This window comes from Kribbella sp. NPDC050459, assembly GCF_040655315.1.
Classification (GTDB): Bacteria; Actinomycetota; Actinomycetes; order Propionibacteriales; family Kribbellaceae; genus Kribbella.
On sequence record NZ_JBFAJQ010000014.1, the window covers coordinates 210,215 to 226,751 of the forward strand.

Annotated in this window: 19 protein-coding genes; 5 read left to right on the forward strand and 14 right to left on the reverse strand. The window is 69.4% G+C overall.

Annotation, left to right across the window (positions count from 1 at the left end; genetic code table 11):
* The 3 genes from AB0I12_RS34770 to AB0I12_RS34780 all read right to left on the reverse strand — a co-directional run.
* Positions 1 to 676, reverse strand: a 676-nt coding sequence (locus AB0I12_RS34770) for a hypothetical protein (RefSeq protein WP_359938070.1), incomplete at its 3' end; no start/stop codon positions are given.
* A gap of 117 nt (positions 677 to 793) precedes the next feature.
* Positions 794 to 1,888, reverse strand: coding sequence for a PP2C family protein-serine/threonine phosphatase (locus AB0I12_RS34775; protein WP_359938073.1), 1,095 nt, complete (start codon positions 1,886 to 1,888; stop codon positions 794 to 796).
* Positions 1,889 to 1,951: 63 nt separating this feature from the next.
* Positions 1,952 to 2,779: a DNA-formamidopyrimidine glycosylase family protein gene (locus AB0I12_RS34780; protein WP_355689456.1), complete on the reverse strand. Its 828-nt coding sequence runs from the start codon at positions 2,777 to 2,779 to the stop codon at positions 1,952 to 1,954.
* Between the two features lie 10 nt (positions 2,780 to 2,789).
* Here AB0I12_RS34780 and AB0I12_RS34785 point away from each other — a divergent pair, with 10 nt between their 5' ends.
* On the forward strand, positions 2,790 to 3,032 hold the full coding sequence (locus tag AB0I12_RS34785) for a hypothetical protein (protein ID WP_359938076.1): 243 nt from the start codon (positions 2,790 to 2,792) through the stop codon (positions 3,030 to 3,032).
* Here AB0I12_RS34785 and AB0I12_RS34790 read toward each other — a convergent pair.
* The 3 genes from AB0I12_RS34790 to AB0I12_RS34800 form a co-directional block, all read right to left on the reverse strand.
* On the reverse strand, positions 2,996 to 3,463 hold the full coding sequence (locus tag AB0I12_RS34790; RefSeq protein WP_359938079.1) for a ribose-5-phosphate isomerase: 468 nt from the start codon (positions 3,461 to 3,463) through the stop codon (positions 2,996 to 2,998). The two genes, AB0I12_RS34785 and AB0I12_RS34790, sit on opposite strands and share 37 nt — an antisense overlap.
* A gap of 10 nt (positions 3,464 to 3,473) precedes the next feature.
* On the reverse strand, positions 3,474 to 4,229 hold the full coding sequence (locus tag AB0I12_RS34795; RefSeq protein WP_359938082.1) for a hypothetical protein: 756 nt from the start codon (positions 4,227 to 4,229) through the stop codon (positions 3,474 to 3,476).
* A gap of 82 nt (positions 4,230 to 4,311) precedes the next feature.
* Positions 4,312 to 4,926 carry a DsbA family protein gene (locus AB0I12_RS34800; RefSeq protein WP_359938085.1) on the reverse strand — a complete coding sequence of 205 codons (615 nt, stop codon included), beginning with the start codon at positions 4,924 to 4,926 and terminating at the stop codon, positions 4,312 to 4,314.
* A gap of 111 nt (positions 4,927 to 5,037) precedes the next feature.
* Here AB0I12_RS34800 and pepN point away from each other — a divergent pair, with 111 nt between their 5' ends.
* Positions 5,038 to 7,611 carry an aminopeptidase N gene (gene pepN / locus AB0I12_RS34805; protein WP_359938088.1) on the forward strand — a complete coding sequence of 858 codons (2,574 nt, stop codon included), beginning with the start codon at positions 5,038 to 5,040 and terminating at the stop codon, positions 7,609 to 7,611.
* 171 nt (positions 7,612 to 7,782) lie between these two features.
* Positions 7,783 to 8,220 (forward strand): hypothetical protein, encoded by a 438-nt coding sequence (locus AB0I12_RS34810; protein WP_359938091.1) that lies wholly within the window; start codon positions 7,783 to 7,785, stop codon positions 8,218 to 8,220.
* 9 nt (positions 8,221 to 8,229) lie between these two features.
* On the opposite strand, the gene AB0I12_RS34815 is transcribed toward AB0I12_RS34810, so the two are convergent.
* Positions 8,230 to 8,787 (reverse strand): aldo/keto reductase, encoded by a 558-nt coding sequence (locus tag AB0I12_RS34815; RefSeq protein ID WP_359938094.1) that lies wholly within the window; start codon positions 8,785 to 8,787, stop codon positions 8,230 to 8,232.
* Positions 8,788 to 9,306: 519 nt separating this feature from the next.
* Between AB0I12_RS34815 and AB0I12_RS34820 the strand changes: the two genes are divergently transcribed.
* Positions 9,307 to 9,858 (forward strand): hypothetical protein, encoded by a 552-nt coding sequence (locus tag AB0I12_RS34820; protein WP_359938097.1) that lies wholly within the window; start codon positions 9,307 to 9,309, stop codon positions 9,856 to 9,858.
* Here the strand turns inward: AB0I12_RS34820 and AB0I12_RS34825 are convergent.
* From AB0I12_RS34825 to AB0I12_RS34855, 7 genes are all read right to left on the reverse strand, one after another.
* Complete coding sequence (locus AB0I12_RS34825) at positions 9,840 to 10,439, reverse strand: GNAT family protein (RefSeq protein WP_359938100.1); 600 nt, start codon at positions 10,437 to 10,439, stop codon at positions 9,840 to 9,842. The genes AB0I12_RS34820 and AB0I12_RS34825 overlap by 19 nt on opposite strands.
* A gap of 1 nt (position 10,440) precedes the next feature.
* Positions 10,441 to 10,842, reverse strand: coding sequence for a DUF5130 family protein (locus tag AB0I12_RS34830; protein WP_359938103.1), 402 nt, complete (start codon positions 10,840 to 10,842; stop codon positions 10,441 to 10,443).
* On the reverse strand, positions 10,829 to 11,119 hold the full coding sequence (locus AB0I12_RS34835; RefSeq protein ID WP_355689473.1) for a hypothetical protein: 291 nt from the start codon (positions 11,117 to 11,119) through the stop codon (positions 10,829 to 10,831). Before AB0I12_RS34835 ends, AB0I12_RS34830 begins: the two co-directional genes overlap by 14 nt.
* A gap of 71 nt (positions 11,120 to 11,190) precedes the next feature.
* A complete protein-coding gene (locus AB0I12_RS34840) occupies positions 11,191 to 11,691 on the reverse strand; it encodes a hypothetical protein (protein ID WP_359938106.1) in 501 nt (166 codons plus the stop codon).
* Between the two features lie 81 nt (positions 11,692 to 11,772).
* Positions 11,773 to 12,372, reverse strand: coding sequence for a lytic polysaccharide monooxygenase (locus AB0I12_RS34845; protein ID WP_359938109.1), 600 nt, complete (start codon positions 12,370 to 12,372; stop codon positions 11,773 to 11,775).
* Positions 12,373 to 12,502: 130 nt separating this feature from the next.
* A complete protein-coding gene (gene malQ, locus AB0I12_RS34850) occupies positions 12,503 to 14,620 on the reverse strand; it encodes a 4-alpha-glucanotransferase (protein ID WP_359938112.1) in 2,118 nt (705 codons plus the stop codon).
* Positions 14,621 to 14,680: 60 nt separating this feature from the next.
* The gene (locus AB0I12_RS34855) at positions 14,681 to 15,685 is read right to left on the reverse strand and encodes a hypothetical protein (protein WP_359938114.1); all 1,005 of its coding nucleotides are present in this window, start codon (positions 15,683 to 15,685) and stop codon (positions 14,681 to 14,683) included.
* Between the two features lie 104 nt (positions 15,686 to 15,789).
* Between AB0I12_RS34855 and AB0I12_RS34860 the strand changes: the two genes are divergently transcribed.
* Positions 15,790 to 16,518, forward strand: coding sequence for a mechanosensitive ion channel domain-containing protein (locus tag AB0I12_RS34860; protein WP_359938117.1), 729 nt, complete (start codon positions 15,790 to 15,792; stop codon positions 16,516 to 16,518).
* Positions 16,519 to 16,537: the final 19 nt, after the last annotated feature.

Consider the following 16,537-nt stretch of genomic DNA (forward strand, 5'->3'; position numbering starts at 1 on the left):
GCGGCGTGGTCGGCGGCGTGGTCGGCGGCGTGGTCGGCGGCGTGGTCGGCGGCGTGGTCGGCGGCGTGGTCGGCGGCGTGGTCGGCGGCGTGGTCGGCGGCGTGGTCGGAGGTGTCGTCGGAGGCGTCGTTGGGGGTGTGGTTGGGGGTGGGGCGTCGCAGCCCTTGACCCAGAAGACCTTGTGTTTGGTGTCGTTGCCCTGGGCGCCGGGGGCGTGGATGGTGATCTTGAGGTGGTAGCCCTGCACGGGGTGCGGCTGGCCGGTGAACTTCACCGTGTAGACCACGCGTGCGTCGAGGTCGTTGCCGCCGCCTGCAGGATCGCCGCCGATGAACGGGTTCAGGTCGCCGGACACCACCTGTACGCCGGCGTCGGACGTCGGCGCCTGGTCCTGGAAGATGACCTGCGCGTTGTACGGCCCTTCCTCGTAGTTGTAGAACTCGACGGTGAACGAACACCCCTGGTGCGGGTTGTTCTCCGGTGGTTTGTCGCCGAGTTCCACCCCGTCGATCTTGATCGTCCCGTTGTTACCCGGCGGCGCCGCCATCGCCGCGCCGGCCGGCAGCGCGTCCCCGCCCGGCCGCACGAACATCGCGGCGGCGCCGATCAGAACCGTGAGCGCCCCGGCGGCCGCCACCATCGTGGCAGCCTGAGCGCGAACCCCCTTGACGACCATCCCCAGTCCCCTGTCTCACCAATGGTCACAACCCGGGCGGACATCTCTCCAGCAGTATGCCCCTCTCGTTGCCCAAGTCAACGAACTCGGGGGATGACAACGAGAGACTTGGTTGCCTCAGGCATGCGCCATGCGGTGGATGATGACGATCGCCGAGTCGTCGCCCGGCCCGCCGGCGGTGGCCACCAGCTCCGCGGCCGCGCCCAGGAACCCCTGCCCCACCAGCCGCTCCGCGTGGCCCGCGAGCCGGTCCGTGCCGCGGCCGATGTCCTGGCGCGGCGTCTCGACCATCCCGTCGCTGTACAGGAACAACGCGTCCCCGAGCTTCAGCTGCCCGTGGTTCACCTCGAAGTCGGGCGACTCCACCAGCCCGAGCAGCGGCCCGTCGGTGTCCCGCGTCTGCCAGCGCCCCGACCACGCGTCGAACTGGATCGCCGGCGGATGCCCGGCCGTCCGGACGTCGAAGTCCCCCGTGCGCAGGTCCAGCACGACGTGCACCACGGTCGCGAAGTCGTCGTCCCACTCCTGGCGCCGGATGTACCGGTTCGCCGACGACAGGAACTCCGCTTCCGGTACGACGCCCAGCAGCCCGCCGAACGCGCCGGACAGCAACAGCGCCCGGGTCCCGGCGTCGATGCCCTTGCCGGAGACATCGACCAGCGCCACCTCGAGGACGTGCTCGTGCACCGTCGACACGACGAAGTCGCCGGAGAACGTCGACCCGCCCGCGGACTGGATCGCGACCTCGACCCGCCAGCCCGGCGGCAGTGTCGGCAATTCGCCCTGTGCGGTGAGCGTGTCGCGCAGCTCCATCAGCATCGACTCGCCGCGCGTCCCGGGAACACCGAGCCGGCTGCGCACCTTCGCGCTGGTGATCATGATCCAGCCGACGACCGCGAGCACCAGCACGAAGCCGATCCGGGGCAGCGTCAGGCCGCGCGACAGGACGACGTACGCGCCGAACGTCGTCGTGATCGCGGTCAGCGCGACCAGCTCCCCGAACCGCAGCAGGACGCCGCCGACCACCAGCGGGACGATCAGGAAGGAGGCCGGCACGAACGTCGACCAGGCCAGGCAGGCGATCGAGATCAGCAACTGCACCAGCATGAGCGCGCCGAAGGCGACGCGGTGCGAACGGCGGGCACGCCGGCCCAGCGCCTCGACCCGGCGGCCGATGCGTCGTATCAGCGCGAGTCCGCCACTCTTCCTCATGGTGTGAAGAACATAACGGTACCGATCGGTCCGTGCATCAATTCGAAACACAACCGGTGACTGTCAGCTCTTGCGAGTGAGACCGGTTCGCTGGCACTTGGGGCACCAGAACAAGTTACGGCCCGCGAGGATCTTCGTGCGGATCACCGACTGGCAAACGAAACACCGTTGCCCCTGACGCCGGTAGACGTAGACCTCGCCCCCATGGTCGTCCCGGCGCGGGTCACGGCCCATCGCCTCCGGGGTGTGGTCGTCGGCAACGGTGTCGATCCGCCCGGTCTCCACGCCGTACTTCATCAGCGCGAGCAGGTCGTCCCACATGCCCTGCCACTCGCGCTTCTTCACCACGTTGCCCGGTGTCATCGGGTTCAGCTTGGCCCGGAACAGCACCTCGGCGCGGTACACGTTGCCGACCCCGCTCAGCACGTCCTGGTTCATCAGCAGCTGACCGATCGGCAGCTTGCTACGGTGGATGCGGTTCCATGCCAGGTCCGGATCCGCGTCGTCACGCAGCGGGTCCGGACCGAGCCGGCCGAGCAGCTTGTCGCGCTCCTCGTCGGTGATCACCTCGCACACGGTCGCACCGCGCAGGTCGGCGTACGCCGTGGCGTTCTGCAGCCGCAGTCGGACCTGACCGACCGGTTCGGGGACCGGCGCCGGGCGGATGTCCATCTTCCCGATCAGCCCGAGGTGGATGTGCAGCCAGCCCGCGCCCTCGAAGTCGGCGAGGAAGTGCTTGCCGTGCGCCTCGGTCTGGCGGAGCAGGTGCCCGTCGAGCAGCGCGGCGCCCTCGGCGAACCGGCCCTGCGGGCTCGACGCCCGAACCGTCCGGCCGCCGAACGCGTCCCAGACGTCGTTCGCCAATCGATGCAGGGTGTGACCTTCAGGCATGATTCCTCATATGGGGACGACAGATGGATCCAGAGGGGGCCGGACGAGTCCGCCCACCCCGGCCGTTGTCGGCACCGGCCGGAGCATGCGGGCCCGCGACGTGTCGCGGCCCCGTCAGCCCGTCGTACGGCGCCCCGTCCTGCCGGGCACCGAGGCGACCGATGCGACCGATGCGACCGATGCGACCGATGCGACCGATGCGACCGAGCACGACGATCAGGGCAGCGGTGGGAGTTCGCCGGTGGACTCGTAGGCGGACAGCATCTCGATCCGGCGGGTGTGCCGTTCCTCGCCGGAGTAGTCGGTGGCCAGGAACGTCTCGACGAACGCGGTGGCCTCCTCCTCGGTGTGCATCCGGGCGCCGACGCTGATCACGTTGGCGTTGTTGTGTTCGCGACCGAGCCGCGCGGTGTCGGTGCTCCAGGCGAGCACTGCCCGGACGCCCTTCACCTTGTTGGCGGCGATCTGCTCGCCGTTGCCCGAGCCGCCGATCACGATGCCCAGGCTGCCCGGTTCGCCGGCCACGGCCTGGCCCGTGCGCAGGCAGTACGGCGGGTAGTCGTCGACGGCGTCGTACACCGCCGGACCGTGGTCCGCGACGTCGTGCCCGGCAGCCGTCAGGTGCTGCACCAGGTGGTTCTTGAGTTCGAAGCCGGCATGGTCGGAGCCGATGTGCACTCGCATGGCCCGCAATCTACTTGTCAGCTTTCCGCACGTGTACGCCGCCTGGCACCGTCAGCTCCGCGGTCAGTTCCGTCACCGCGGCGTACGCCTGCTCGTACGGCGTCCCGCTCGGGTGCAGCGTGAAGACCGCGACGATGCTCCGGTCGTCCGGCCCGACGGTGCCGGTCGTGTGCAGCGCGTCGTTGACGAGGTCGACCACGGACTCCGGTTTCGCCCGGTCCGACCGGTACCCGCTGGACCCGTGGAACCCGGACCAGCCCTGCTTGATGCTGTAGCCGTCCGCGAAGACCGTCGGGATCCCGAAGAACTGGTCGAAGCCGTCCGTGCCGTGGCGGGTCGCCTGATGCAGGTGGCCCATCACGAAGTCGCGAACCGGCCACGGGGCGTCCTCCAGCAGGTGGCGGTAGATCCGGACGGTGTCGGCGGCGGTGATCGCGACGTACCCCCAGAACCCCGGGTGGCTGGGCGGCGGTCCGGCCGTGTGCGTCAGGCCGAGTCGCTCGGCCGTGCGGTCCACGATCGCGGCGCCGCCCAACTGGTCCCAGTAGTAGCTCGCCGCGTCGTCGTCACTGCTGCGCAGCATGACCTCGAGCCGTTTCCCGTCGTCGGGCGGTACGTCGTACTCCGGTCCGCGGCGTGCGAAGAAGTCCAGCGCGATCAGCAGCTTCACCACCGACGCGGACCGGAAGCGCTGGTCCGCGTCCTGCTGGTGGACGAACTGTCCGGTCTGGCGGTCGAACACGGCGACGCCGGCGGCCAAGGTCATCTGGAAACCCACTCACTCCTGGACGGATTCATGAGTGAGTAACTTTCACCGCCCGGGTGCTGAAAGTTCAACCCCTGAACCGTCAGTCGAAGATCGGCCCGCGGTCCCGGGTGCGCTTGATCTCGAAGAAACCCTCGGTGCCGGCAACCAGCCGGACGCCGTCCCAGAGCTTGCCGGCCGCCTCGCCCTTGGGCGCCGGGGTCACCACCGGACCGAAGAACGCGGTGCCCTCGACGGAGATCACCGGCGTGCCGACCTCCATCCCGACCTGGTCCATGCCGGCGTGGTGCGACTTCTTCAGCGCGTCGTCGTACCGGTCGGTGTCGGCCGCCTCGATCAGCGATGCCGGCAGCCCGACCTCGGCCAGCGCCTCCTTGATCACGTCGCCCTTGCCGTCGCCGATCCCCCGGCCCTCGACATGGATCCGCCGGCCGAGCGCGGTGTACAGCGGCAGCAGAACCTCGTTGCCGTGCGCCTGCTCGGCCGCGATCAGCACGCGGACCGGGCCCCACGCGTTGCTCAGGAAACTGCGGTACTTCTCGGGGAGCTCGTCACGGCTGTCGTTCAGGACGGCGAGGCTCATCACGTGCCAGGTCGTCGTCACGTCCCGGACCTGCTCGACCTCGAGCATCCAGCGAGACGTCATCCAGGCCCAGGGGCAGGCCGGGTCGAACCAGAAATCAGCGGAGGCAGTCATATTCACCATCATACAAAGTTGAAACAACGGTTATACCGACTCGGTATCCAATACCCAATGTCGGGGGGAAACCCTCGGCCAACCCGCGAGCCAGGTGCATAGGATGCCGACATGCCTGGAACCAACCTGACGCGCGACGAGGCGCGTTCCCGTGCGGGCGTGGTCAGCGACGTGAGCTACGCAGTCGAGCTCGATCTGGCCAACGCCCCGACCGGTGCTCCGACCTACCCGTCGGTGACCACCATCACGTTCGCGGCCGAGGCCGGGGCGAGTACCTTCGCCGACCTGATCGCGGACACGGTCCGTTCGGTGACGCTGAACGGCGTGACCCTCGACCCGGACGCCGTGTACGACGGCGCCCGCATCCAGCTCGACGGGCTGGCGGAGCGCAACGAGCTCACCGTGGTGGCGGACTGCCTGTACTCGCGGACCGGTGAAGGGCTGCACCGTTCGGTCGACCCGGCCGACAAGGAGACCTACCTCTACACCCAGTTCGAGGTGCCGGACGCCCGCCGGGTGTTCGCCACCTTCGAGCAGCCCGACCTCAAGGCCCCGTTCACCTTCACCGTTTCCGCACCGGCCCGCTGGGTCGTCATCTCGAATGCCCCGACCCCCGAGCCCACGCCGTACCAGGGCGCGAACGGCGAGGAGCTGGCGCGCTGGGAGTTCCCGCCGACCGAGCGGATCTCCACCTACATCACCGCCGTGGTCGCGGGTCCGTACCACGTGGTCACCGACGTGTACGAAGGGCCGCACGGGACGTACCCGTTGTCGCTGCTGTGCCGTCCGTCGCTGAAGGGCGCGCTGGACGTCGACGACCTGTTCGAGGTCACCAAGCAGGGCTTCGCGCTCTTCGAGGAAGCGTTCGGTACGCCGTACCCGTTCCACAAGTACGACCAGGCCTTCGTGCCGGAGTACAACATGGGCGCGATGGAGAACGCGGGCTGCGTGACGCTGCGCGACGAGTACCTGTTCCGCAGCCGGACGACGCACGCGGAGATGGAAGCGCGCGCCAACACCGTGCTGCACGAGCTGGCGCACATGTGGTTCGGCGACCTGGTCACGATGACCTGGTGGGACGACCTGTGGCTGAACGAGTCGTTCGCCGAGTGGGCCAGCCACTGGGCGCAGGTGGTCGCCACGACGAAGTACTCCGACGCGTGGACCACGTTCTGCAACGCCCGCAAGAACTGGGCGTACCGGCAGGACCAGCTGCCGTCGACGCACCCGATCGCGGCCGACATGATCGACTTCCACGCGGTCGAGGTGAACTTCGACGGCATCACCTACGCCAAGGGCGCCTCGACGCTGCGCCAGCTGGTCGCGTTCGTCGGTGAGGACACCTTCGTCAGCGCGCTCAAGGAATACTTCAAGGACCACGCGTTCTCCAACACCGAGCTCGCGGACCTGCTGAAGCCGCTGGAGAAGGCGTCCGGCCGCGACCTCGACGACTGGACCGAGCGCTGGCTGCGGACCGCCGGCGTGAACACGCTGCGGGCCGACTTCGCGGTCGACGAGCAGGGCGCGTTCACGTCGTTCGCGATCGAGCAGACCGCGACCGAGAAGTTCCCGGTGCTGCGGCCGCACCGGCTCGCGGTCGGCCTGTACCGGCGGACCGAGGCCGGCCTGGTCCGGACCGAGCGTTTCGAGGTGGACATCGACGGGCCGCGCACCGAGCTCCCGGAACTGACCGGCGCGACCCAGCCGGACCTGGTGCTGCTGAACGACGACGACCTCACCTACGCCAAGATCCGGCTCGACGAGCGCTCCCGCGGCACGCTGGTGGAGTCGATCGACCAGCTCACCGAGTCGTTGCCGAGGGCACTTGCCTGGGGCTCCGCCTGGGACATGACCCGGGACGCGGAGATGCCGGCCAGCCAGTACGTCGGCATCGTGCTGCGCGGCATCCGGGCCGAGACCGACCTGACCGGTGTCCGCTCCCTGCTCAACCAGGCGAGCAGCGCGATCAACCAGTACGCCGCTCCGCAGAACCGGCCCGCCCTGCGCGCGCAGTTCGAGGAGGCGCTCGCCGGACTGGTCGCCGACTCGGCGCCGGGCAGCGACCACCAGCTGGCGTTCGTCCGGGCGTACAGCTCGGCGGTGTTCTCCGACGCCGGTGCCGACCGGCTCGCCGGCTGGCTGGAGGGTCGCGACCTGCCGCAGGGTCTGGTCGTCGACACCGACCTGCGCTGGACGCTGATCGTGGCGCTGGCCCGGCTCGGCCGGATCGGCGCCGACGAGATCGACGACGAGCTCACCCGCGACACCACGATCACCGGTCAGGAGCGGGCTGCCCAGGCCCGTGCCGCCCGGCCGACCGCGGAGGCGAAGGAAGAGGCCTGGCGCGTCGCCGTCGAGTCCGAGGACACTCCGAACGAGACCCAGTTCCGGACCATCCTCGGCTTCCAGCAGCCGGGCCAGGAGGACCTGCTGCGGCCGTACGTCGACAAGTACCTGAACGCGGCCAAGGACGTGTACACGCGGCTCGGCTCGTCCATGGGCGAGAACGTGCTCGTGTACCTGTCCCCGCGGCACCTCGCCGACCAGGGCGCGCTCGACGCGCTGACGGGCTGGCTGGCCGTGGAGTCGTCGACCGTCGACGCGCCGACGCTCCGGTACGTCACCGAGGCCCAGGCCGATCTGACCCGCGCGATCGCCGCACAGGCCAACGACATCGTCGCCTGACACCCTTCCGACAGGGCCGGTCTCATCACGGGACCGGCCCTGTCGCTTTGAACCTCGTCGTGCGGTAAGACTGGGTCGGTGCCCGCCTCTGATCCCGCCTTGGCTGGTGCGGCAGCTGTTGCGCTGACCGGACTCGCAGAGGCGTACCGACCCCGCCCCATCACTCCACTGATGCCCTGGCGGTACACCCACCGTCTGGTGAAGCCGTACGTCGTCACGGCGCGCGGCCGGCAATGGGACGACCACATGGTCGACGTCGCCCGCGGCACCGCCACCCGGCAGCTCGAGTTCGACGACGCGATGGGGTCCGTCGGGCTCGGTGTCGTCGTACTGCATCTGGGCGACGACGGCATCTACCTCGTGGTGCAGAGCTGGGCGAAGGACTTCCAGTCACGGCTGAGCATCTTCAGCGGGATGGACGTCGACGACCTGCGCCCGGCACCGATCGGCGCCGCGCCCTGCGTCTGGGAACTCGAGGTCCTCAGCCACGAGCGCGCGTCGTACGTGCAGCACATCCTGTCGGCCGGCGTGGACGTCGACGGCTGGCTCGACGACGTCCTCGACACCCGCCCGGCACCCCGCTCCGACGGGATCCCGTCCGGTACCTAGTACGGGCAGCTAGTTCCGGCAGGCCGCGTCGAGACGGTACCGCTGGTCCGCAGTGAGCTCCAGGTCGACGGATGCGAGCGTCTCGTCGAGCTGGGCGACCGACGACGCACCGACCAGCGGGATGATCGAGAGCTCGCCACCCATCAGCCAGGCCAGCACCACCTGGTTCGCTGTCGCACCGGTCTCGCGGACGACGTCGTCCAGCGCGAGCTTGCGAGCTCTCGTGCCGGCGTGGTCGTACGACTCGTCGAGGGGCTTGTCGGCGCGCACATAACCACCGCTGAGCAGAGGCGAGTACGCGACCAGGCTCATGCCGGGCTCTGCACGCAGATAGCTGAGCAGCTGACCATCGGTGACTCCGATGGCGCCGTCACGCGACCGGAGACCACCCTGATCGGTCCGGGCCCGGAAGTACGTGTGGTGATGCTGCAGCACCTCGCACCCCGGCAGACCTGCCGCAGCCGCCAATGTCCTGAACCGCTCGATCTGCCAGCTCCAGTAGTTGCTCAGCCCGACCAGGCCGACGGTCCCCTCGGCCACGTGCGCGCCGAAGGTCTCGACCTGCACCTCCAGCGGTACGGCGGGATGTGGTCCCGGCCGAGGTTCTCCAGACTGCGCGCCAGCGACTCCTTGATCACCTGTGGCGACAGGCCCTCCAGGTCTTCACTGAGCTGCCTGGCGGGCCGCGGCGGCCGGGTCGGTCAGCTGGCACGAGGCTGCCAGCGCCGCCGGACGGCAGCCATCGCCTCCGGACCCGGACAGTGGTAGCGCGAACGCTACCCGTGAGGATCAAACGATTGTTGGTCGGCGGATCGTGAAGGAGTGTGCGCGGTGTGCGATTCCCTTCTGGGGAAAGAGATTCTTACCACCTGAAGAAGGCTCACTTACTCGTGCGTTCGGTTTAAGCTGCACCGCATATATCCATCAGGGTGTCGGGGAGGGGCCCTTGCCGTGACACGCGTCGACCACCGGAAGCCGCCCGCTCGGGCCGCCCGCAGACAGCAGCGGCCTGCCGCCCGACGGAACGCGCCCGCGGCGCGGTCGCGGAAGCCGCAGCGATCGCGCAGTGCGATCGGCGCAGCAATCGTGGCCAGCCTGGCGATGGTCGCGGTGTTCGCGTTCATCCTCACCCGCGGCGCGGACTCGGAGACACCCGCCGACGGACTGCGCATGGGGTCAGGGACCGACAGCGGCGCCGCGGCACCGGCCGCGCCGACCGCGAGCGCGACCGGCAGCGTCACCAAGGCCGACCGGAAGCCGCCGGTGTCCGCGAGCGCCCCGAAGCCGACAGCGAAGGCTCAGACGACCACACCACCGCCGGTGAACACCGGTCCGGCCTCGCCGAAGTTCAAGAGCGGCCAGTGGATCGCGATGCTCGACAAGTACCCGGCCGACGCGGGCGAGACGGCCAAGGAGACGGCCGCCAAGATCACGCGCGCCGGCATCCCGGCGAAGGCGATGCTTGTCGACGGTCAGTACCCGGGCCTCACGACCAGCTCACTTACGCCGGTCACTGGCACCTGGATGGTCTACCTCGGCCCGGGAACGTCCTCGGAGCAGATGCTGAACCTGTGCCTGGACCCGCGCACGCAGGCGGCGTACCAGAGCCCGTGCCCGACCTACGAACCGGCCGGCTGAGGTACTGAGGGCACTGACGGCACTGAGTCGGTCGCCAGCCGGGCGTGCAGGTGCGAGTCGTGCCGCTGCCCCGTCGGCTCGACGTAGTAGTCACGCATCACGCCTTCGAGCTGGAACCCGGCGCGCTGTGCGACCTGGCAGGACCCCTCGTTGACCAGCGCGTGGTCGAGCGAGATGCGGTGCAGCCGCAGGCCGTCGGCCGCGAAGCCCCAGCGCGCGGCCGCGTCCAGCGCGCGGGCACCGAGCCGGCGACCACGGGCGAGTGGGCTCACCCAGTACGCCGCCACGGCCTGGTCCGGTACGCGGTGGACGTCCCGCAGCGTCACGCTGCCGATCACCTGATCGCTCTGCGTGTCCGCGATCGCGAAGACCGCGTTGCCGCGCGCCCAGCTGTCGATCCGCGGCTCGAGCCAACGGCGGGCGCGCTTGTCGGACGGCGTGCTGATCACCGCCGTACCGGCGGTCCAGCGGAGGATGCCGGGGTCCTGCAGCGCGAGGGCCACCGCAGCCTCGTCGGAGGCGACGAACGGACGCAGTACGACGTCGTCCAGGTCGATGCGACGGGGCTGCAGGGCCGCCACGTCAGAGCTTGTGCGGCTCGTTGTTCGCGTGCAGCAGCGGCGGCTGGTGAGCGTGCGCGCCCAGCTGCTGGACGCCGGTGACCAGGCCGCCGGTGAGGTCACCGGTCGCGAACGAGGTCTGCATGGTCAGCGCGGCCAGGCCGGCGGACGCGTCCGACAGCTGCCGCCTGGCCAGCGAGCCGGTGACGATCTCGAGGCGACGGCCGGCCGGGTCGACGTACACCAGGATGCTGCTGTCCGGGTCGTCGAGCTCGTTCAGCAGCTCGATCGCGAACGGGCGGGTCTCCGAGTCCGCGCCGCCGACGTACACCGAGAAGTGCAGGCCGGAGGTCTCCTCGGCGTTCCGGACGGCGCGCTCGATGTCGTAGAGCTGGTCGGGGGTGAATGCGTCACCAGCTGGCACTTGCGCCTCCGAGCGTGCGGGCGACGCCGGTGCCGGCGGTCGCGGTGGCACCCGGTGCACTGGTCAGCTCAGGCATCTCGGGCAGGTTGGCCGGGTCGGGCTTGGTCGCCGTCGGTCCGTTGATCCAGACCGGCGGGGCCCACCAGGACAGGCCCGGACGGTACCGCGGGCCGCTCGCGATCGACGACGCGAACACCAGCAGCGCCAGCACGGCGATGACGAGGGCAGGAATCCCGACGAACACCAGCAACGAGTGCCCGGACAATTCGACAATCACAAGCCGAAGCCTAGTACCCGCCGCACGGGAGGGACCGAGGCCCCTCCCGCCAGACCTGTCAGCAGCTCTTGTCAGCAGCCGCCGCAGTTGTAGTAGGTGATGTCCCAGTGGCTGCCTTCGTCGGCGTAGATGTTGCCGGCGCCGGAGCGCCACTGGGCGGCGCCGTCGCCGCGGTCGGCGATCCGGGTGAACGTGTTGCGGATGTAGTTGCCGACACAGGTGTACTTCGAAATGTCGACCTTGTATCCGTTCCAGTGGCTGTAGGTGCCGCTCGCATGGCCGACCTCGGTACCGCCGGTGATGTTGACCGCGCACCCGCTGGCGGTCTTCAGCGTGCGCACGCCGTACGCCGTGCTGTCGTTGATCTGCTCGAACGACGTGCACGTGGAGTTGTAGCGGTCCGAGCAGCCACCGCTGGACGACCAGGTCAGGCCGGCGGCCCGGAAGATCGAGGTCGCCTGGGAGTGCGTCAGCTTGGTCAGCGCGGACGCCTGCTCGACCGCCACCACTCCGGGCAGCAGACCGACGAGCACGGCGACCAGGGGAACCACGACGCGACGGAGCAACTTCATGGGGACACTCCTTGAAATATGGGGCGGTTATTTCAAGGAGTGCAATTCCCAGGAAAGTTATTGGCGAAACGTCAGGTTGAATCAGAAATTAACGTCCGAGCACTGATAGAAGGCGTTCCCGGTGTCGGCGATCGTCCAGACCGCGAGGATCATGTGCCGCCCGGACCGGCCGGACGGGATCGTGCCGGGGTGCGACACGTCGTTCGGCGGCCGGCTGCCGTTCATCTTGACCGTCAGGAACGGCGTCAGCTCGAGCGCGGACCGGGTCAGGGGCTGCGACGGATTCCAGCCCTGCTTGGTCATGTAGTACGAGAAGTCGGCGGTCGAGTGCGGGGCGGTCAGGTGCCAGGTGAACGTGAACCCCTGCCCGCCCTGCAATTCGGTAGCCGGCCAGGCTCCCCCGCGTTGGTCGTCGAGTTCGTGGAACTGAGCGAGCCCGGCCGAGCACAGCACACCGTCAGCCGGTCCCGCGGCCGGGAAGCCTTTCGGCCCTTCGACACTCTGCGGCTCCCACTGGATCGCACCGCAGTTCTGTACGGCGCCTTGCTGACAGAGCTTGGCGCGACTGATCGGCGAGTTCGTCCAACCATGTCCGTAGGCGAGCGGGACCGACGTACTGACGGTCAGCGCGAGAGCGCCGACGGCAATTCCGGCCAGGCTGAGCCTTCGTTTGGGCAGCATGCAACAAACTCCTTCAACTGTTGGGGCGGTGGACAGCGAAGGAAGGCGCCTCTCCTGCTCAATAGAAAACAACCGTTCAAATCTATTGTCAACGGTTCGTGAGCAGGCGAATACAGATAGATACGAACAGCTAGATGTTCAGCGCGCCGATCAGTCGTCGGAGGCGCTGGTTGTTGGGCAGATCCTCGATCAGGACGGGCTCGCCGCGCGGTCCGCCGAGCGGGACGCGCCAGTTCGGGTACTCGTCGGTGGTGCCGGGCTGGTTCTGCGTACGGCGTTCCCCGACCGCATCCGTCAGCGCGACACCAACGAGCTTCGCCGGCGTGTGCGCGACGTACCGGTGCATGGCCTCGACGATGCGCTCGACATCGCCGTCGGTGTTGCTGAGCAGGTGGCGCTCACGCAGCGCGTCGAGCCAGGCGTCGCGATCGGCTTCGTCGACCGCCAGCTCCTCTTCCACAGGCCGGGTCAGCAGCCCCAGCCGGTTCCGCAGCTCGACGTGATCGCCGGCGAGATAGCCCGCCGTCGGCGGCAGGTCGTGGGTGGTGACCGTGGCAAGGCACAGCTCCCGCCACCGCTCCGGCGACAGCGGCTTACCGTTCGCATCCCGCTCGAACCACAGCACCGACGTACCCAGGATGCCCCGCTCGGTCAGGTAGTCGCGCACCCAGGGCTCGACGGTCCCCAGGTCCTCACCGATCACGGTCACCCCGGACCGCTGCGCTTCCAGCACCAGGATGCCGACCAGTGCCTCGTGGTCGTACCGCACGTACGTGCCCTCGGTCGGCCGCTCCGGCGACGTCACCCACCACAGGCGGAACATGCCGAGGATGTGGTCGATCCGCAGCCCGCCGCCGTGCCGCATCACCGCGCGCACCAGGTCCCGCCACGCGGCGTACCCGGTCTCGGCGAGCGCGTTGGGCCGCCACGGCGGCTGCGACCAGTCTTGTCCCTGCTGGTTGAACGCGTCCGGCGGCGCACCCACGTGGATGTTGCGCGCAAGCACGTTCTGCAGCGCCCAGGCGTCGGCGCCGTCCGGATGCACGCCGACGGCCAGGTCGTGGACGACACCCAGCGACATGCCGGCCGCCTTCGCGCGGGCCTGGGTCCGCGCCAGCTGCTCGTCGAGCTGCCACTGCAGCCAGCAGTGGAACTCCACCGCGTCCGGATTCTCATTGCGGAAGGCAACAACTTCCGGCGAGGTCGGCTCCTGCAGTTCCTCGGGCCACTTGCTCCACTCCGGCCCGTGCACGTCCGCGATCGCGGCCCAGGTGGCGAAGTCGATCAGCCCCTGGCTCTCCCGGTCGCAGAACGCGCCGTACTCCGCGATCCGCCCCACGGACGGCTGCACGCCGAACAGCACCTGCAGCGCCTCCCGCTTGGCCGCCCAGACCGTGTCGCGGTCGAGCGCCGTCGAGTCCTCGCTCAGTGCGCGTGCCTGCAGCGCCAGCGCCCGCACCCGGTCACGCTCCGCCGGGGCGAGGTCGCCGTACTCGTCGATGTCCTCGATGCGCAGGTAGATCGGGTTCGCGAAGCGCCGGGACGCCGGCAGGTACGGCGAGGGCTCCATGCGGCCGGCCAGTTCCGCGGCGTGCAGCGGGTTCACCAGGACGAAGCCCGCTCCCAGGTCGTGCGCGGACCAGGCGGCCAGGTCCCCTAGGTCGTGCAGGTCGCCGATGCCCCAGGAGCGGCGGGAGCGCACGGAGTACAGCTGCAGCACCCAGCCCCACGTCCGCTGCAGCTTCTCCGGCTCCAGCTTCGCCGGCGTGACGATCAGGGTGCTGACCGAGATCTCCGGGTTGGTGCCGATCCGCGCGCACAGCCGGTGGTACCCGAGCGGCAGGTCGCCCGGCAGCTGGAACGTCGCCTCACCGACCTGGACGCCGTCGATCCACTCCGGCTCGACCCAGTGCTCCTGCTGCGGGATGTCCCGCCGGTGGCCGCCGTCCTCGAGGTCGATCCACACCTCCGCCGTGGAGCCGTGCGGGAGGTGTACGGCGAACCACGGGGTCCAGCCCTCCCGCATCACGACGGTTGCCGGCAGCGTCCGGCGCCAGCGCGCCTGCTGGTGCTCGGCCAGCGCCAGGGCCGCCTTCTCCGGCGTCGAGGCGTCCACACCGAGGGCAGCGAGCACGTCGGCCACGACCTCACTGGAGACGATCACATGCTCGCCCTGCCAGTTCCAGTACTCCGTCGCCACGCCATGGGCAACCGCTAGCTCGACAAGGGCCGGAGTGGGAGCAGTCACCCCAGCGAGTCTGCCGTATCAACGCCACCCACGGCCAAACGGCGCGCGTTGCAGGCGCTCCTACGCGTTCGAGCGGCGTCGGCTGAGCATGAGGACGGCCAGCAGGAGGACCGCACTGGCGACGACGAGGCCGATGGCGACGCCGGCGAGGTTGTCGGTCAGTTGATACAGGGCGGTCGGCCAGATGACCAGGAGGATCGCGCAGCCGACCACGGCGTACGCCGAGCGCCGGGTCCGCCCGTACGCGACCAGCAGCGCCGCGGGGCCCGCCGTACCGACGGCCAGCGCCATGATCTCGCCGCGCTCCTGGACCAGCCAGCAGATCGACGAGCTGAACATCGCCGCTCCGGCCAGTGACCACGACGTCACCTGATCGCGCACCAGACCGAGCATCGCGAACACGAACGCCACGATGATGAACCCGGTCCCGGCGATCCCCGCACTGTTCGGCGCCGACCCGGTGTCCGGAGTGAGGACATCTGCCGTGATCACCAACACACCCACGGCGAGGATCCCGAACGTTGCCACCAGCAACGAAGGCTGCGTCAGCCACCACACCCCGCCGGCCGCCAGCGCGAGCGCGATCACCACCCCGGCCACCCGGCCGGTCTCCCCCTCGATCGCCACGTAGGTCGCGAACCCGGCCACGCAGCACCCCAGGGCCGCGAGCGCCGAGCTCAGCTGTTCCCGCCGCCGCAGCAGCGCCAGCACGACCGCGGCGCCGAGCAGCACGACCGCGGCCGCCGTACCGGTGGTGATCCGGGCTGCGCGACCCATTTCGCCCCAGTTCGCCAAGGTCAGGAGCGCGACGGCGCCGAGCAGCAACGCGCCGCCGACGTACCCGAGCACCTCCACCAGCGCGCTCGTGCGGGCGGGGGCGGGCGACCGCTTGCTCCTGGCCGGCTCCGGCTCGGCGGGCTCCTGGTGCGGACGGGGTCGGCCCGGGTCGGCGAGCGCCGCGTCGATCTCGGCGTCGGCGGCGTCCCGGATCGAGTCGGCCTGGTACTGGCGCAGCACACCAGCGCTCACGAGCCTGGAAAGCTCGTCGTCCAGCCGGCTCGACATGCGATCGCATCTCCTTGTCAGCCCTACTAACATCAGGCGGCGAGATGCCTATTCTGACCAGCTACCTTGTGTCCCTAGTCAGTCACCCCCTGTTTTCCCCGTTGTTGAGTCTGCCGGACACGTTCCCGACGTTCTTCCGGATGGGCAACGACGGCAAGCTGGAGGTGACCGATCAGGTCGTGGTCGTGCCGGCCCGGATCGCCGGCCTGATCATCGGCTTCTTCGTGCTGCGCTGGCTGCTGCACAAGATCATCCGCCGGTTCGCCCGGCGGACCGGCAACGGTGCGGTGGCCGGCGTCCTGTCCAAGTCGAAGCTCGGCCAGGGGTTCGTGGAGAGCACGCTCGCGAGCGAGCGCCGGACCCAGCGCGCCGAGACGATCGCCTCGCTGTTGTGCAGCGCGATCACCCTCGTGCTGAGCGCGGTCCTGGTGGTGATGGTGCTCGCCGAGCTCGGCTTCAACATCCTCCCGGTGATCGCGTCCGCGAGCATCATCGGCGTGGCGCTCGGCTTCGGCGCGCAGACGCTGGTGAAGGACTTCCTGGCCGGCGTGTTCATGATCTTCGAGGACCAGTACGGCGTCGGCGACCTGATCGACATGGAGAAGGCGACCGGCGTCGTGGTCGCGGTCGGCCTGCGGATCACCACGCTGCGCGGCGAGGACGGCACCACCTGGTACGTCCGCAACGGCGAGGTCCTCCGGGTCGGCAACTTGACCACCCGCGACCCGAACAGCACCCTCACCTCCGGCGTCGGCTCCGGCACCGAGAAGGAAGAAGAGGCCAGGGCCGACGACGGCGCAGCCACCGAGAAGCAGGACGAGGCCCGGAGCTGACACGCGAACGCCTCCCGTG

What these genes read in the sequence shown, in the direction of transcription:
- AB0I12_RS34775 (WP_359938073.1), bottom strand. Translation starts at nt 1,888, where the DNA reads ATGAGGAAGAGTGGCGGACTCGCGCTGATACGACGCATCGGCCGCCGG.
- AB0I12_RS34780 (WP_355689456.1), bottom strand. Translation starts at nt 2,779, where the DNA reads ATGCCTGAAGGTCACACCCTGCATCGATTGGCGAACGACGTCTGGGAC.
- AB0I12_RS34785 (WP_359938076.1), top strand. Translation starts at nt 2,790, where the DNA reads ATGGGGACGACAGATGGATCCAGAGGGGGCCGGACGAGTCCGCCCACC.
- AB0I12_RS34790 (WP_359938079.1), bottom strand. Translation starts at nt 3,463, where the DNA reads ATGCGAGTGCACATCGGCTCCGACCATGCCGGCTTCGAACTCAAGAAC.
- AB0I12_RS34795 (WP_359938082.1), bottom strand. Translation starts at nt 4,229, where the DNA reads ATGACCTTGGCCGCCGGCGTCGCCGTGTTCGACCGCCAGACCGGACAG.
- AB0I12_RS34800 (WP_359938085.1), bottom strand. Translation starts at nt 4,926, where the DNA reads ATGACTGCCTCCGCTGATTTCTGGTTCGACCCGGCCTGCCCCTGGGCC.
- pepN (WP_359938088.1), top strand. Translation starts at nt 5,038, where the DNA reads ATGCCTGGAACCAACCTGACGCGCGACGAGGCGCGTTCCCGTGCGGGC.
- AB0I12_RS34810 (WP_359938091.1), top strand. Translation starts at nt 7,783, where the DNA reads ATGCCCTGGCGGTACACCCACCGTCTGGTGAAGCCGTACGTCGTCACG.
- AB0I12_RS34840 (WP_359938106.1), bottom strand. Translation starts at nt 11,691, where the DNA reads ATGAAGTTGCTCCGTCGCGTCGTGGTTCCCCTGGTCGCCGTGCTCGTC.
- AB0I12_RS34845 (WP_359938109.1), bottom strand. Translation starts at nt 12,372, where the DNA reads ATGCTGCCCAAACGAAGGCTCAGCCTGGCCGGAATTGCCGTCGGCGCT.
- AB0I12_RS34855 (WP_359938114.1), bottom strand. Translation starts at nt 15,685, where the DNA reads ATGTCGAGCCGGCTGGACGACGAGCTTTCCAGGCTCGTGAGCGCTGGT.